16 protein-coding genes are annotated in these 15,318 nt (G+C 40.0%); 2 read left to right on the top strand and 14 right to left on the bottom strand.

Going from position 1 to position 15,318, the window contains the following annotated elements; translation table 11 throughout:
• Positions 1-202: 202 nt before the first annotated feature.
• The 4 genes from iadA to EIH20_RS07960 all read right to left on the bottom strand — a co-directional run bounded on the left by iadA (position 203) and on the right by EIH20_RS07960 (position 5,979).
• Positions 203-1,390 (bottom strand): beta-aspartyl-peptidase, encoded by a 1,188-nt coding sequence (gene iadA / locus EIH20_RS07975; protein WP_124059520.1) that lies wholly within the window; start codon positions 1,388-1,390, stop codon positions 203-205.
• Positions 1,391-1,402: 12 nt separating this feature from the next.
• Complete coding sequence (gene yfcC, locus EIH20_RS07970; protein ID WP_124059518.1) at positions 1,403-3,115, bottom strand: putative basic amino acid antiporter YfcC; 1,713 nt, start codon at positions 3,113-3,115, stop codon at positions 1,403-1,405.
• A gap of 139 nt (positions 3,116-3,254) precedes the next feature.
• On the bottom strand, positions 3,255-5,426 hold the full coding sequence (locus tag EIH20_RS07965) for a 5'-nucleotidase C-terminal domain-containing protein (protein WP_124059516.1): 2,172 nt from the start codon (positions 5,424-5,426) through the stop codon (positions 3,255-3,257).
• Between the two features lie 169 nt (positions 5,427-5,595).
• Positions 5,596-5,979: a VOC family protein gene (locus tag EIH20_RS07960; RefSeq protein ID WP_124059514.1), complete on the bottom strand. Its 384-nt coding sequence runs from the start codon at positions 5,977-5,979 to the stop codon at positions 5,596-5,598.
• Between the two features lie 451 nt (positions 5,980-6,430).
• Here EIH20_RS07960 and EIH20_RS07955 point away from each other — a divergent pair, with 451 nt between their 5' ends.
• Positions 6,431-6,757 (top strand): ribonuclease G, encoded by a 327-nt coding sequence (locus EIH20_RS07955; RefSeq protein ID WP_124059522.1) that lies wholly within the window; start codon positions 6,431-6,433, stop codon positions 6,755-6,757.
• Between the two features lie 13 nt (positions 6,758-6,770).
• Positions 6,771-7,331, top strand: a complete 561-nt coding sequence (locus EIH20_RS07950; protein WP_206424120.1) for a superantigen-like protein SSL4 — start codon at positions 6,771-6,773, stop codon at positions 7,329-7,331.
• A gap of 63 nt (positions 7,332-7,394) precedes the next feature.
• Here EIH20_RS07950 and EIH20_RS07945 read toward each other — a convergent pair whose 3' ends face one another.
• The 10 genes from EIH20_RS07945 to ulaG form a co-directional block, all read right to left on the bottom strand.
• A complete protein-coding gene (locus EIH20_RS07945; RefSeq protein WP_124059512.1) occupies positions 7,395-7,925 on the bottom strand; it encodes a hypothetical protein in 531 nt (176 codons plus the stop codon).
• Positions 7,926-7,945: 20 nt separating this feature from the next.
• On the bottom strand, positions 7,946-8,521 hold the full coding sequence (locus EIH20_RS07940) for a histidine phosphatase family protein (RefSeq protein ID WP_124059510.1): 576 nt from the start codon (positions 8,519-8,521) through the stop codon (positions 7,946-7,948).
• 14 nt (positions 8,522-8,535) lie between these two features.
• Positions 8,536-9,369, bottom strand: a complete 834-nt coding sequence (locus EIH20_RS07935; RefSeq protein ID WP_124059508.1) for a Cof-type HAD-IIB family hydrolase — start codon at positions 9,367-9,369, stop codon at positions 8,536-8,538.
• 295 nt (positions 9,370-9,664) lie between these two features.
• Positions 9,665-10,378 (bottom strand): L-ribulose-5-phosphate 4-epimerase AraD, encoded by a 714-nt coding sequence (gene araD / locus EIH20_RS07930; RefSeq protein WP_124059506.1) that lies wholly within the window; start codon positions 10,376-10,378, stop codon positions 9,665-9,667.
• Positions 10,368-11,225 (bottom strand): L-ribulose-5-phosphate 3-epimerase, encoded by an 858-nt coding sequence (locus EIH20_RS07925; RefSeq protein WP_124059504.1) that lies wholly within the window; start codon positions 11,223-11,225, stop codon positions 10,368-10,370. The genes araD and EIH20_RS07925 overlap by 11 nt, the downstream gene beginning before the upstream one ends.
• Positions 11,226-11,227: 2 nt before the next feature.
• Positions 11,228-11,866, bottom strand: coding sequence for a 3-keto-L-gulonate-6-phosphate decarboxylase UlaD (locus EIH20_RS07920; RefSeq protein ID WP_124059502.1), 639 nt, complete (start codon positions 11,864-11,866; stop codon positions 11,228-11,230).
• Between the two features lie 11 nt (positions 11,867-11,877).
• Positions 11,878-12,180: a PTS sugar transporter subunit IIB gene (locus EIH20_RS07915; protein ID WP_124059500.1), complete on the bottom strand. Its 303-nt coding sequence runs from the start codon at positions 12,178-12,180 to the stop codon at positions 11,878-11,880.
• A gap of 23 nt (positions 12,181-12,203) precedes the next feature.
• Positions 12,204-13,652 (bottom strand): PTS ascorbate transporter subunit IIC, encoded by a 1,449-nt coding sequence (locus tag EIH20_RS07910; protein ID WP_124059498.1) that lies wholly within the window; start codon positions 13,650-13,652, stop codon positions 12,204-12,206.
• A 42-nt stretch (positions 13,653-13,694) separates the two neighbouring features.
• The gene (locus EIH20_RS07905; protein ID WP_124059496.1) at positions 13,695-14,138 is read right to left on the bottom strand and encodes a PTS sugar transporter subunit IIA; all 444 of its coding nucleotides are present in this window, start codon (positions 14,136-14,138) and stop codon (positions 13,695-13,697) included.
• Positions 14,139-14,154: 16 nt separating this feature from the next.
• The gene (gene ulaG / locus EIH20_RS07900; RefSeq protein ID WP_124059494.1) at positions 14,155-15,219 is read right to left on the bottom strand and encodes an L-ascorbate 6-phosphate lactonase; all 1,065 of its coding nucleotides are present in this window, start codon (positions 15,217-15,219) and stop codon (positions 14,155-14,157) included.
• Positions 15,220-15,318: the final 99 nt, after the last annotated feature.

Here is a 15,318-nt window from a genome sequence, read left to right as displayed (position 1 = left end):
GACATAGAAAAACTCCTTTCGATCTTAATGCGGTTGGTAGCCACATTTAAGTATAATCGAAAGGAGTTTTTAACGCTAAAGCTCTTGGCAGCTCACCCGTAAAACGGGTGGTTTTATTACGTTGTAATAAAAAGGCCTTTTCAGCGGACCTAAACTCAGATCACAACCAAAAAGGCACTCATTCATGACTCCTTTAACTAGATTAATTTGGGCGTTTCTCAAAGACGCCAAATTTAACTGGCCGTCCGTCTTCAACCATGACTTGTCCTTTCGCAATCACCCGTTGAATATCAAGGCTATCTGGATCAAGGAATACCAAATCGGCATCCTTACCCACTTGAATACGTCCTTTATGCGGTAATTTTAGTATATCAGCCACATTTGAGGTTACGGTCTGCAAAGCTATTTCAAGCGGAATAGATTCTCGTTGAACAGCCTCTTTAATACAAACCAATAAAGCTCGAGCGGATGCTACACCCATCTCAATGAAATTACCACGATCATCAAAAATCGGTAACGAACCTTGACCATCCGAAGTTAGGGTAATGCACTTAGGATCGAGGCCTTTATCTAAAACTTGACGCAAAATTTTTCTAAAAGGAATTTCCCCATCTAATTCAAAGAACTGATCAGGATTTTCCGCAGCTGTAATATCAAAAACTCCACCCATTTCTGCAAACTTAAGAGCTTCATCAATCAAAGCTTGACTGCGCCCAATATGGGTGGGATAAAAGGTTGAAATCGGAATATCGGTCTTTTCCAAACATTCAAAAATAAGATCAAGTTTGGATTTACCTGGGCCAACATGGATATTCACTACCCCAGCTTTACCTGAGAGTAGTCCGCCGACACGAGCATCGGCACAAGCATGAGCAAACTGTTCAAATGTTGGGGCTCCGTTACGGTGATCCGCAATCGCAATTTCCCCAATCCCAATCACCTTATCAATCAACATAATATCATCAATAATCGATTTAGTTAAAGTCTCTACCGGCAAACGATAATTACCAATATAAGCATAAGTTGATACGCCTTCAAATTCTAGCGCATGAGCCTTACTCAACAGCCCAGCATCATGACGACCCACACCATCCGTACCCAATAGGCCACAAACCGTCGTTACTCCTGCCGTTGTTAAATCAGTTAAAGTCACTTCTGGCGTACGATTCATAAAGCCGTTTTCACCACCCCCACCTAAAATATGAAAGTGGGCATCAATGAAACCCGGAGCCACAATCAAATATTGGCCGTCGATTTCTTCGATTTCAACACCAGTAATTTGCGCTTGAATCTGATCTTCAATCGCCACAATTTTACCTTCACTAATGAGAATATCCTTAACGCCCATTGGTTGCGGATTATAGACTTGTACTTGTTTGATTAATTTCATTTTTTATTCCTCCTATTGATAACTAATCATCATTGCAATTGTAATAAATAGAATACCTAAAGCAAACAAGAAACCCTGCATCTTGATTTGGAATTTAGCCCAATCACTCCAATCCACCCGGGCGGCGGCTAAACACCCAACCAAGCTAGCCGATACAGGAGTAAAGGCATCCACAAAACCAGAGCCCAATTGGAAAGCGAGTACCGCCACTTGGCGACTAATGCCGACGATATCGGCTAAAGGTGCCATAATTGGCATCGTCAGAGCAGCCTGACCTGAGTTAGAAGTAACTATTAAGTTAAACAGGCTTTGGAATATATACATGGCATATGCTCCAAAGATAGAAGGTACCCCACTTAATAGATTTCCTACCGAAAATAAAATCGTATTCAAACTTGAGAATTCTCCCGCTTCAGAACCGCCTAAAACAAGTAAAATCCCTTTAGCCATCCCTACCACTACCGCTGTCGGAGCCAAATCGGCAATCCCATCTTTAAAAGCTAAAGCAAGATCGTTTACTGATAACTGATCTAATTTAAAGATTAAAGCTATTATCCCCGCTCCTAGACCGATCAAGAAGAACTGTGAAGCTAATTCCGGAATAGAAAACCCTAACTTCATCACACCATAGACAATCCACCCAAGACCTAGTAGGAGTTCAGCTAATACAGCCTTATGACCCACTGTAAAAGCTTGAACCTCCTGTTGATCACTTGAGGCTTGATGCTGTCTAAAGTACTGATCCGTATGATATGACGGTGAGCTCTTCGGGTCTTGCTTGATTTTTCGAGCATAGCGCAGCATAAAGAGACAAGATGCGGTCGTAATGAGAATCCACATTGCAATCCGAAAACCCGCCCCAGATAAAGCGGGTAGCCCAGCGATACCTTGTGCGATTGCGATTGAAAAAGGACTCATCCAAGAGCAAGCATTACCAATCTGTGAGGCTCCAAAAGTGATGGTTACTGCTGTAATCGAATCATAACCCAAAGCTACACAGAAAGGAGCCATAATCATTAAGAAAGGAATCACTTGTTCAGACGCACCAAACGTTGCTCCAGCAAAGGAGAACATAAAGAATATGAGCGGTAACGCCATAAATTCTTTCCCTTGAGCTTTTTGTACGAAAGCATAAATGCCAGCGTCAATCGCTCCTGTTTTCATGATGATGCCGAAGGCCCCTCCCACGACTAGTAAGAGTGCCACGATACCGATAGCCGATCCATACCGATCACCGGTCACCAAGCCTTCGAAGATATAGTTGAGGAAACCAAACCCACCATGATCAGGCGTTCCCCAAATAGTCGCTGTTTTATGAAGACGTTGGCTAGTATCATAGATCTTATCGCCCGAAAATTCATACAACTCCGACTCTTCCAAACCAAGATCAGCTAAATCAGTTAGACTTATGGGCTGTGACTGTTGGATTAACAGCGGTAGGGCCTCTGCATCCACTTCAAACGCTTGTAATTTGTCTTCTTGCTTCAAAAGTTTCTGTAACTCTTGCTTTAATACAGTAGGCTTAAGGGGATGCATATAGCGAAAAGAATCCTGCTCTAGCACTTGCCGTGTCAAGGTCTCTCCGTTTGAACCTTGATAATTGAGTGTATGGGTCGTATATTTGCCTGCAGGAACCATAAACGTAATTAACCAAGCTAGTACAATAATGCCAAATATAATGACATAAGTATGCGGTGTCTGAAATCGTCGCTTTCTAGTCTCCATCAAAAGACGGCCTCCTCTTTCTCATTTTATTATCATTATATTTTAACGATATCATAATGAGCGCGCTTTCTTCAAGAGATACCCTTGCTCTCAAGCAAAAAAATAAGGAAGCTAACTAGCTTCCTTATTTTTAATAAATTTATTCGTTTACTTTTTTGCGATCAAGACTTACCATTCCTAAACCAGCTAGAATACTTAATGCCGCACCAGAGAAGATTAAGGTTAAATCTTCTTCACCTGTTGAAGGTAATTTTTTCGCTTCTTTAGCTTTAGCTGCTTTTTTATCAGCTTTGGTTGCTTTAGTTTTGGTTGGTTTCTTAGCTTCTTCTTTCTTGCTTTCTTCTGGTTTGGTTTCTTCCGGTTTTGTTTCTTCTGGTTTTGTTTCCTCTGGTTTATCTGCCACGAATAAATCACGACCAACAAGCCATTCATCCGCATTCGCTAAACCATCACCATCTAAGTCCGCCTTAGGATCTAAAGCAACAAGACGATTGTTGGCATTAATAGTTGCATAGTCTGCTAATTTCACGCCATCCTTAAGGAAGTTAGTAAAGATACTATCTAATGAAGGACCTTCTTCACGTTTACCACCTAACATAGTGTAGCCATCGCCACCCATTGCCAAGAAATCATTGGTAGCTAATTGATACACTTTGTTTGGATCTAAGGCCACATAGCCGCCATTAACATTATCTAAGATTTCAATGCGTAAGATACGATCCGTGCCTTCAACACGAGGATCAAAGAAGACGCGTCCACCTGAGATTTGAAGGAAGGCACCGTTAGCCCCTAATAATGGCAGACCGGTATTATCATCTAAAATTGGATTACCTGCATCATCTTTTTGGATGCTTGCTGATAATGCATGATTGAACATTTCTTGAATTTGAGCACCCGTTACTGCGATCTGAGCTGCAATATTACCAAATGGTAAAACTGAAATCACATCATATTCAGTGATTGGCTTATCTTTCGCGATGCTAGCACGGATACCCCCACCGTTCGTAACCGCTAAATCAGTTGGTTTACTGAAGCCAGTTTGTCCATAGCTGTATAGAGCATCCGCAATCAAATCACCTAAGTTGGTTTGGCGTACCCGTACATTTGAACGTTCGCCATTCAATTCAACTGGGTTGTTATCGACAATCACACCTGAAGTCGCTGCTTTAAATGCATCTTTAACAGCCGCTACTTGATCAGCTGTCGCTTGATTAGGAACCACATCTTTAGTTGAAGCAGCCGAAATCAAGCCCGCTTCAATCGCGCCAGGTGCTGTAAGAGTAATTTTACCAATGTTATTTAAAGCGGTACCTGTTTGGTTGTAAACAGCATTTGGCGATAATACTTTAGTTTCAACTGAGTGAGAGTGGCCGTCAATGAAAATTAATTTCTTACCAGCTAACATTGGATCATTCATCAAGGCTTGCGCTATCGTGCTTCCTTGCCATGCAGCCGGTGTTGTTGGGTCGATACCTAAGTGACCTAAGATTACATAGTTTTGATAGTCTTTGCCTTCTGCAGTTGCTTTAGCTTGGATTTCTTTGATTACATTTTTAATTTCGGTTAATGGATCCTTGAAGCTTACGCCCACAATATTATTAGGGTGAGTTTTGGTCGCTGTTTCTGGTGTAGTCACCCCGATAACGACTAATTCGTCGCCCACTTGATTCGGATCTTTATCTAAGATAGTAGACGCTTCGAATAAACGAACACCATTAATGTAAGTATTTGAACTTAATAATGGGAAAATTAAACTTTCTTTATATGCTTTAATTTGATCAAGACCAAAATCAAATTCGTGGTTACCAACAGCCATCGCGTCATAGCCAATTTGGTTCATTAATTTTGCCATTTCCATTCCTTTTGAAGCATTAGAAATGGGTAGGCCTTGGAAAGCATCACCCGCATCAAGTAAATAAGTCACTTGACCTGCTTTAGCTTTTTCTGTTTCAACAATTGTATCAAGTTTAGCTAAACCAATAACACTGGTGTCACCAGCTTTATTCTTTTCTTCTTCCATTCGGCCATGCATATCATTGGTGTGTAAGATAACAACATCTTTTGCCACAGTAGTGGTCGTTGTTTCAACAGGAGCAGCCGCTAAAGGTTGAACAGCTTGAGATTGGCTAGTTGTCACTTGAGGAGCAGGTGCATTTGTCGCTGTTACAACTTCTGTTGTGGTTTCTCCAGCTACTGGTTGAGCGATTTGAGTCGTTGTTTCAGCAGCCAAAGCTGTTGGATTTTGAGCAACTAATAACATTGAAAGTAAAGCAAACGAACATGAACCTACAAAACGTTTTTGGTATGACATATTCTTTCCTCCATTTAATTGTTTTAATATGCAACACCTTCATTATAGCGCCTCGCTTCAACTATTGTTAAGGTTTACATAAATTTTACATTGGAAGCTTATTTGTTATTTTCTTTACAAAAAAACGGGTCTCTCTTAGCTGCGAAGAGGAGACCAGTCAATGTTGGCTTTATTGTTCCGGTAATACCATCAGATTAAATTTATGGCCATCAGGATCCGTAAAGAGACAACCATAGTAACCATTAATCATACTTGGGCCAAGTAAAATTTGACCGCCAAATAATTTAATCGATTCCACAATTCGATCGAGCTTTGCGGCGTCGGCCACTTCAATCGAAAGTAGAACCTCATTCGCTTGATTAGGATCGACAAGCTGATTAGGAAGCATCTCAGAAAACGCTTGTCGTTCAACTAATAATATTTTTGATTCCCCAATATGAGCCATAGCTATTTGCGGCATGGGGCCCATATTCACTTTAAAACCAATTGATCCGTAAAATGAAATGGCTGCTGCAATATCTTTAACCGGTAAATTTATCCATAAGGATTTCATTTTATCCTTCCTTCCGACCATTTTATTCAGGTAAACATTTAATTTTATTATACTCATTCCATTCTTTTTTTGATATAACTTAACGCACTTAGTCAGAAAACTTTTTCTTTCCAGTTATATTTCAAATCATTTGAAAAAAAATTTGTTATAATAAATTTAAATTTATTGATAAACGGAGGTTACCACCATGAAAGATGAACGATTCCCTGATACTTCAACTGACTTTGACCAGTCTTTAGTCGATACAGACGATCCAGCTGCTGATTACTATCAAGAAAACGTTCTAGAAGAAACCGTAGAGCCAAGTGATGAAGCTAGCTACCAAGAGTCATATCAAGCTGATTCACAAACCGCCTATACTTCAAACGCTTATGGAAATGACTACCCAAACTACGATAATAATGCTAGCAACCAACATCCTTACGTCTCTCAGCAAGCTCTAGCAAACTGGGTGCCTGATGAAATCAAAGGTTGGAACTGGGGTGCCTTTATCTACAATATTTGGTGGGGAATTGGTAACAAAACCTACTTACCACTGCTTTGTTTAATTCCTCTATTCAACATCATCTGGATATTTGTATGTGGAGCGAAAGGTAATGAATGGGCTTGGCGAGACGGGCAATACACCGATGTCGAAACCTTCAAGAAGGTTCAAGCAACATGGAATCGTGCTGGATTCATTCAATTCCTTGTCTTTCTTGCTGTTTTAGTTCTCTACTTCTTAATTTTCAGTGTCTTCTTCAACGAGCTCATGCACTATTCTAGCAATTCATATTAATAGGAGGTCCTATATGACTAAAAAAATGGTTCAATCAGTTTTTAGACTTAACATCATCCAAATCTTAGTGTTCTTATTCGGCTTCTTCAATTCTGTAGCCAAATTAACAGGTAACAAAGCTATCGTAGATATTAGCCACATCTCAAATAACTTTCACGGTATTGTTTTCTGGTCGATTACTTCGATGCTTTGTGTTATCGGCTTTACATTAAGTCTTTTCTTAGTTTTATCCAAAGAATTTCATAGTCGGTCAAACGTTGGTCTGATCATTTCAGCTGTGGGATATGCTTCACCTATTTTCTTCTCTCAGTTCTTACTTATTCCTGCTACTTTATTAATTTTAGGTGCCATTTTCATCAAGGCTTTAATTCTATCACCTGACGCACCTTTTCAAAAAGTAGCAACACCAACTAACCAAGGTCCACGTCCAATGGTGCGCCCTCAAGCCCCAAGCAATCGTCCAAATCAAGCTAGCAAAACTCCTCAACCAAAACCAAATCCAAACTCAACACAAGCCGTAAATTCTGGTCAAGTTGAGCCAACAAATCAAATCCCTAACCAACCAATGGAATAAACTTGTCTTTATCATAGAAGCCCTCTTCATTAACTGATACTAATGAAGAGGGCTTTTTTGGTCTTAAAATTCTTCATGATAGCGCCGATAATATTCCACTTGCTTTTGAAATTGGCGAATGAGCGAATCCTTTTGCTTAATCAACTGTGCAAGACACGCATATAACTGGCTAATTTCTGTCAAATCATCTAATTGATCAATTTGATGTTCCAAGGCTTCTTTGACCAATTCATGATCCACTGCCTCCTCAATTCCCGCCAATTGTTGCTTGATTTGAAATTTTACCCGCTCCTTTATCGACTCTTGATTAGCTAGGATTGCGGGCAAACATTCTTGCACCATAGAAAAAGTAAGGTGACGTTGCATATGGCCATCTCTAACCAAACAATATTCTTTATTAAACGGGCTAATCCCTGGGTAAATGCCATGAATTTGATAAACGCCATCATAAATAGCAAACTGTCCCTCCGCCATTTCTGGCAAGAAGGCACGTTTAAAGCGGAAAACGGGGTCCTCACCAACGATTTCGCAAACCCATTTCTTATTATCTTCATTGGGCGTCAAGTTTAAATATTGTGGTTGACTCTGACACATGAACACCCGCTCCTTTATCTTTACTTACCTGGGTCAATCCAATCCAAAAGATAGAATTCACCTTGGTCATACCCGTATTTTAGAATACAACAATTACCGAAGCTTGGCCGCGGATCTCCTTCACGTTGCCAACGCAAATAGAAACAATATAGGGCGCCTCCATGTGTGACTACAAGCGGAAGTTTACTTGGATGAGTATCAACAATCTCTTGAATCGCTTGATTAATCCGGCTAGTTACTTGGTCCACATGCTCACCCCCATATGGGACGAAGTTGTCATAATGTGAATTCTGCCCTGGTTTGCGCGGTGGTTCAAGATAATTAGGTCCACCCTCGAAAATACCAAAGTTCCATTCTTTCAAGGCCTTTAGACGCGTATAAGGTCCTTGATACACTTCCAACAAGGTATCCTCTGCCCGTTCAGATGTTGAACAATAGGCACAATCAAAGCGAAGTCCCTCTTGTTCAAAATATTTTCTAGCCTGTCTGGCCTGCTGAATTCCTAATTCTGTTAGAGGAGAATCACAAAAACCCTGGGTTTTCCCATACAAATTAAATAAGGTTTGTCCATGGCGCATCAAATAAATTTCTTGCATCAATTTACCCTCCTTTAGATTAAGTCAAAATGTTTAAAAGCATGGTAGAGTCCATCTTGATCGACACCATCCGTCACATAATCAGCCATCGCTTTAATCTCTTGCCCCCCACTTCCCATAGCCACACCAACTTGGCAGTAATCTAACATGGGAATATCAATCTTAGCATCGCCGAAAGCCAAACTGTCTTGGCGCGAACAGCCTAAATAGGCTAATAGAAAAGCCACTGCTTGTCCTTTGTCAATATTAGCTACCCCAATATCACCAAAAAGCGCTTTTTCACCTTGACCGCCCCAAGTTCCCACTTTGAGATGGGGAAAGGCAGCCTTTGCATCAAGATAATCTTGATAACTTTCTAAAATGAAGGATACCTTATTCAAGTCGTTACGTTCGAGGTCCCCATCAAAGATCATTTCAGGAAAAGCACGTCTGACGGTCATCTGGTCAGCCCCATCTTGACCTTTATATGCCGCATAAGCCATCATGGTCGACTGCCCACGCTTTTCAAAACCTGGACTTGCATATAAGCCGTGATTAGATTCTATATAATATTCCAAACCCCGTTGGTCTAGCCATTGCCGGATTGCTCGACTATCAACAGCTGACAAGCATTTTTCATAGAGAACGTCTTGGCCAAGCTCAATATAGGATCCATTACCGCCAATGTAACCATCGAAGCCGATTGCTAGAATCTCATCATACATTTCAGCTTTACTTCGCCCTGTCACAGTAAAAACCTTATGTCCATTCTGACGAGCGGTCTGAATGGCCTGTATGGCAGAAAGGGGAATTTGATTATCATAATTAGTCAGCGTTCCATCGACATCAAGAAAAATACACTTTGGCATACAAAAACTCCTCCTCAACCTCGTTTCAACTTACATGTCCTATTTTACCACGAAGAAAGAAACTGACCAATATTATACTTAACCTCATAAGATTCACCTATGTTAAACGATAATTGCTAAAGCATCTTCCAGTCCTACATCCTCTAACCAAAAAACCACTCATCATCATTCGAACCTAGTTTGGTTCAAAAGAAGATAAGTGGATTGATACTAAAAAAATGCTAAATCACTTAACATTCGTCATGAATGAAGTCATTTGACATAGTAGAGATAGGTGTCACACAATTATCCTAACTTAGGATTGTCCATAGTAAGCATTGGCTCCATGTTTACGGTAATAATGCTTATCTAAAACATATTGAGGTAAACTTTGGTCTTGAATTTGAATCTCTTCAGTCATCATCGCCATATGGGCAATTTCATCAAGAACCAAGCTGTTTTCGATGGCCTTAGCTGTGGAAGTTCCCCAAGTAAAAGGACCATGTCCATTCACAATGACACCTGGCACGGCTAAAGGATCCAAGCCATCTTGTTCAAATCTTTCAACAATGACATGGCCTGTATTCACTTCATAAGCCTCTTTTACTTCTTCGGCAGTTAACTGCCGGGTTACTGGTACTTGTCCATAAAAGGTGTCAGCATGAGTTGTACCGTAGACAGGAATCGCCCGTCCCGCTTGAGCCCAGGCTACTGCATAGGTTGAATGCGTATGTACCACCGACTGAATGTCTTTAAAGGCGCGATATAAAATAACATGGGTGGCTAAGTCAGAAGAGGGCTTTAAACTTCCTTCTTCTAAAGGACAACCGTCTAAATCGGTCACCACCATTTGACTAGCTTCCATCTGCTGATAATCAACGCCCGAAGGTTTAATTACAATAATACCCAGTTGGCGATTTATTTCACTCACATTACCCCAAGTTAACTTAACCAATCCCCATTGAGGTAATTGCAAATTAGCCCGGAAGACCCGTTCTTTCATAGCTTGAATCGTTGCATTAGATATCATAGCCAGCCTCCTTCATTATTGGGCGCAAATAAGCTAACGCTTCTTGAATGCGTTCTGCTGGTTGTTGATCCGTTTCACTCCACATTTCAATTAAAAAACTGCCTTGATAATTCAAACGTTTTAACGCTTTAAAGCAGCCTAAAAAGTCAACTTGGCCTTGACCAAACGGAACATTTTTAAATTGTCCAGGAAAGTCGGGTCTGACCGATAAAGTATCCTTAATATGGATGGCTACAATTGAGTCAATTCCGATTGACAATTCGTGATTAACCTTATTTTCTGGCCAAGCCGATAGATTGCCTAAATCAGGATACACTTGTAGCCACGGCGAAGGAATCAATGCCTTAATTTCCTTAAACTTAGTCAGCGAATTAATAAACGGATCGTCCATTATCTCGATTGATAACATTACTTGTTTAGCAGCTGCCATAGCAACAGCTTTTTTTAAATTTTCAACAAATCGTTCATAAGTAAGCACCGACTTTTCTTCATAATACACATCATAGCCGGCTAACTGAATGTTTCGCACCCCTAATGCTTGAGCTAAGTCAATGGCTTTTTGCATTATTTCCAAAGCTTTTGCTCGTTTCTGAGGATCGGCTGAACCAAAAGGGAAGCGACGGTGTCCACTTAGGCAAATAGAATAGATACCAACACCGGTTTGAACTTTGGCTGCATTAACTTGAGCAATTTCTTCTTTGGTCCAGTCCAAGCGTGATAGACGTTTATCCGTCTCATCAATCGACATTTCAACAAAGTCAAAACCCAAATCTTTAGCCATCTGCAAACGCTCAAGCCATGACACATCCTTTGGCAGAGCCTTTTCATAAATTCCTAGTGTTGTCATATTTATTCACTCCATAAAGATCGAATTTTATCTTTAAAGTCGCGAGCTGCTTGGGCTGGATCATCGGCTTCAGTTATTCCGCGACCAGCAATAAAGGTATAGACATCGACTCCTTTAAAAAGGTCTAAGGTGTCCACAGAAAGGCCCCCAGTTACTGATACTCTAAAGCCCATTTCAATTAATTTTTTAACTTTATTTAAATCACGTTCTCCCCAAGTTTCACCTGCTAATAAGGCATCACGACTTTGATGATAAATAGCTTGGGATATTCCTGCATCCAACCATTGTTGAGCTTGATCATAAGTCCAGTCACCGTATAGTTCTACCTGGATTTCTTTAACTTCTTTAGCTGCGGCCTTCATTGTTGGAATGGTTGCACAACAGATACAGGTCATCCAGTCTGCTCCACGGCGACTACAATTCTTAGCGACTGTTCCACCAGCATCCGCACATTTGGTATCAGCTACAATTAATTTATCAGGAAACTGTTGGCGTAAACACTCAATGACTTCTGATCCAACTTGAAGGAGTAACACGGTACCGGCTTCAATAATATCAACTTCATGCCCGACAGCGACAGCGGCCTTTAAAGCACTAGCCAGATCAGAATGATCCAGAGCTACTTGTAAATTTGGAATCATTGAATTCCCTCCTATTTTATAAACCGAGCGGATAAGTCGGTTTCTTGAACACGTTCTGAAATTTCTTTAGCAGACATAACATTTTTTACGCCAATAACGGTCACGCCTTTATCCTTAGCTTGATCAAACATATTTACAAAATTCAAGGGAGTAAACACAACATCATAATTTTTGGCTGTACTCTTCCCTTCTGAAATCGCACAGTGATGAATGTTGGTAATCTTAAAACCTAAATCTTTCAGTGCCTTTTCGACACTTTTTTTCATCATTAAACTTGTTCCTGATCCATTAGCACACGATACTAAAACTCTCATGTTGGTTCGCTCCTTTATTTAAATTATTGATTTAATTTCTTTGCTGCATAAGCCTCATAATCTTCCGTAATTAGGAAGTAGCCTTCTGGATTTTTTCGATATTGTAACTGCGGAATTGCTAGCATAACGATGATAATTAGACCAATGCCGATATAACCTAAGAATTTCATTGCCACCGCAAAGGCTGGCCATACCGTTACCCAGTCAAACATACCAAGATAGCCGCCAAATTGGGACATACCAATCCAAGTTGCAAAGATGGCTGACACCGCAACTTGAATCACTCCAGAAATGAAAGGGAAAATGCAAGCTGCTTTGAAGCCGCCGCGGTTATTCGCGAATACCGCAATCGCGGCATTGTCAAAGAAAAGAGGAATAAAGCCAGCGATAACGATTGTAGGAGATTTCATCAAGATTAATAAAGCAATCGTTAAGAATTGACCGAGTGCTCCAAATAAGAATCCGACCGTAACCGCATTAGGCGAGCCAAAGCCGAATGTGGCTGCAATATCAATCCCTGGTACAGCACCTGGCAAGAATGAGTTTGAGATACCTTGGAACGATTCCGTTAATTCTGCAACGAAAGTCCGCACACCTAATTGAAGAATGGCTAAGTAAACAGCAAAATTTAATGACGTTTCTAAAATGTAGAAGAAGAAGTTTTGATCTGGCTTCATAAACTCACCAGCTATTAAATAATCTTTACCTAAAACCAATAAGATAATTCCAAAGAAGAATAACATTAAAATGGAAGTAGCAACCATATTTTCATTGAAAATAGATAAGAATCCTGGTAACTCCATATCTTCCAATTTTTTTGATTCCTTATTTGGATCCTTACTTTTGAATTTTTCAGCTAATTTTGCAAAGATAGCGATCCCAAACATTTGTTGGTGAGCCACTGCAAAACCAGCTCCTTCAGTTAACTCTTGGGTGATACCTACTGTTAAGTTAGATCCTACCGCCCAATATAAGCCTAAAATGATTGACATGACTACTAACACTTGAATTCGACCAAATTCAGGGAAACAGAAGAGTAAAATCCAAAAGGCAGTGGCAGCTTGTTGAATTTGAACATTCCCAGTCGTAAATACTGAGCGTAATTTGGTAAAACGGGAGAACTTAACTAGAAGAATATTTACGATAAAAGCAATTAACAAAAGCAACATTACGTCCCCGAAGGTACGTCCAAACATCTTCTCTACTCCGTCGGTTACCGCATTTTGACCAAAATAAGGATCGATAACCATTGCATCCAAATTAAAGCGATCTTTTAAGCCAACCAAAATTGGTCGAAAGTTGGTAATTAATCCTCCCGACCCAACTGTTAAAATCAGATAACCAACCGTAGCTTTAAGAAAACCTGCCAAGCATTCATAAAAAGGTCGTTTCAATAATAAATAACCAATAAAGACGATTAAACCGATTAAAAATGGTGGTTTAGACAAAATATTTTGAACAAAAAAGTCCATATTTGTAAAATTAAGTCCATAATTTTCGCTCCTATTTCAAAATTAACTGATCATAATCAGCATGGAAGATGTAGTCATTAAAGCTTCCACCTTATCTTCCTCCATCAACAGTTCCATAAGATTAGAAATATTTTGTAAGTGTGCTTGAGAGTCTTTAGCCGCTAACGTGAAAAATAATTGAGCCTCTTTAATCTCATTGGTAGATTCATCTAGAAACTTGACTGCTTCTGGAAATTTAGTAAAGGCAATCCCTGTTCCTAGTACACCCTGACTGTTTTCTGAAGCATGTGGCATTGCAACGTGAGGAGCAATACAAATATATGGCCCATATTCTTGTACACAGCTAATAATTTCATCAACATAGTCTTGGGTAATATATCCCTGCTCTAACAAGAGACGACAACTCATTTGTATCGCCTCTTGCCAAGTTTTGGGTTGCTGATCAACATACTGAACTAAACCGGCTTGCTTAAAGTATTGCAACATCGTGATACGTCCCTTCTTATAGGAATGATGGGAAAGGAGTATCATTTTCTTGAACGAAAACATCCTTGAACCCACGATTAAAGTTAAATTCCATATGTGCTAAATCACGTGGGAATTGATATTCACCACCCACTTGCCAAATATAAGGTTGGAATTGATAATTCAAGCGATCTTTCTTCATCTTCCAGATTTCAACAATCTCTTGAGGATCAGCCATAAAGTTAGTCCAAATATCATGGTGAACAGGAATAACTACTTTAGCGTTCAATGATTCAGCCATTCTTAGAATATCAACTGAGGTTAACTTATCCGTAATCCCCCGTGGATTCTCACCGAAAGCACCCATGCACACATCGATTTTATGTTCGTTACCATGTTTAGCAAATAGATTACAATAGTGAGAGTCACCAGCATGATATAAACTACCCCCACTCGTTTCAAACAAATAGTTAACAGCAATTTCGTCCATATCTTGAGGCATTTTACCTTTTAAAACTTGATCTTTATCTGAACAAGTCACTAAAGCCGTCCGATCAAAGGCCTCTAAAGCTAATACATTAATGTCCTTCACTTTAATGGATTGATTAGGTTTGATGACTTGTGTACGTTCTGCCGGTACACCCCAACTTAACCACGTTTCTACGACCGCTTTTGGTCCAATGAATGTTGCTTGAGGACAGTTCTTCGCTACGGCCGCTGCTGTATTGATATCTAAGTGATCCGAATGGATATGGGTGACAACTAAAGCATCTACATCTTTAATTTCAAAGGGATCAATAACAAAAGGCTGATTACGAAGATTAGGTTGCATTTGTCTCACACCACTCATCCGCATCATTTGATGGCCCAATTTCATTGTGCCATCACCATGGGTTCGTTTTCCCGTTCCTGTCCATAAATCACATAAAATATTGGTGCCTTCGTGTGATTTTAACCAAATTCCTGTACAACCAAGCCACCACATAGAAAACGAATTTTCTGGCACTTGAGTTTGAGCGATTTCTTCATTCAACCAAGTTCCCCATTCTGGGAAAGTTGCCTTTAACCACGTTTCTTTTGTTACATCGTTAATTGAAGCCATGTTACACCTTCCTATTCTTTCATTACGAGCTCGCTATAATTTCATCTTAAGTTAAATAGACAACGCTTACAATTGCTTTTTATGTTCATTTATGATAAT

Origin of the sequence: Vaginisenegalia massiliensis (assembly GCF_900604935.1) — a bacterium.
Classification (GTDB): Bacteria; Bacillota; Bacilli; order Lactobacillales; family Aerococcaceae; genus Vaginisenegalia; species Vaginisenegalia massiliensis.
The sequence above is the reverse complement of the archived record's forward strand: the minus strand, read 5'-3'. Positions and strand labels throughout refer to the sequence as shown.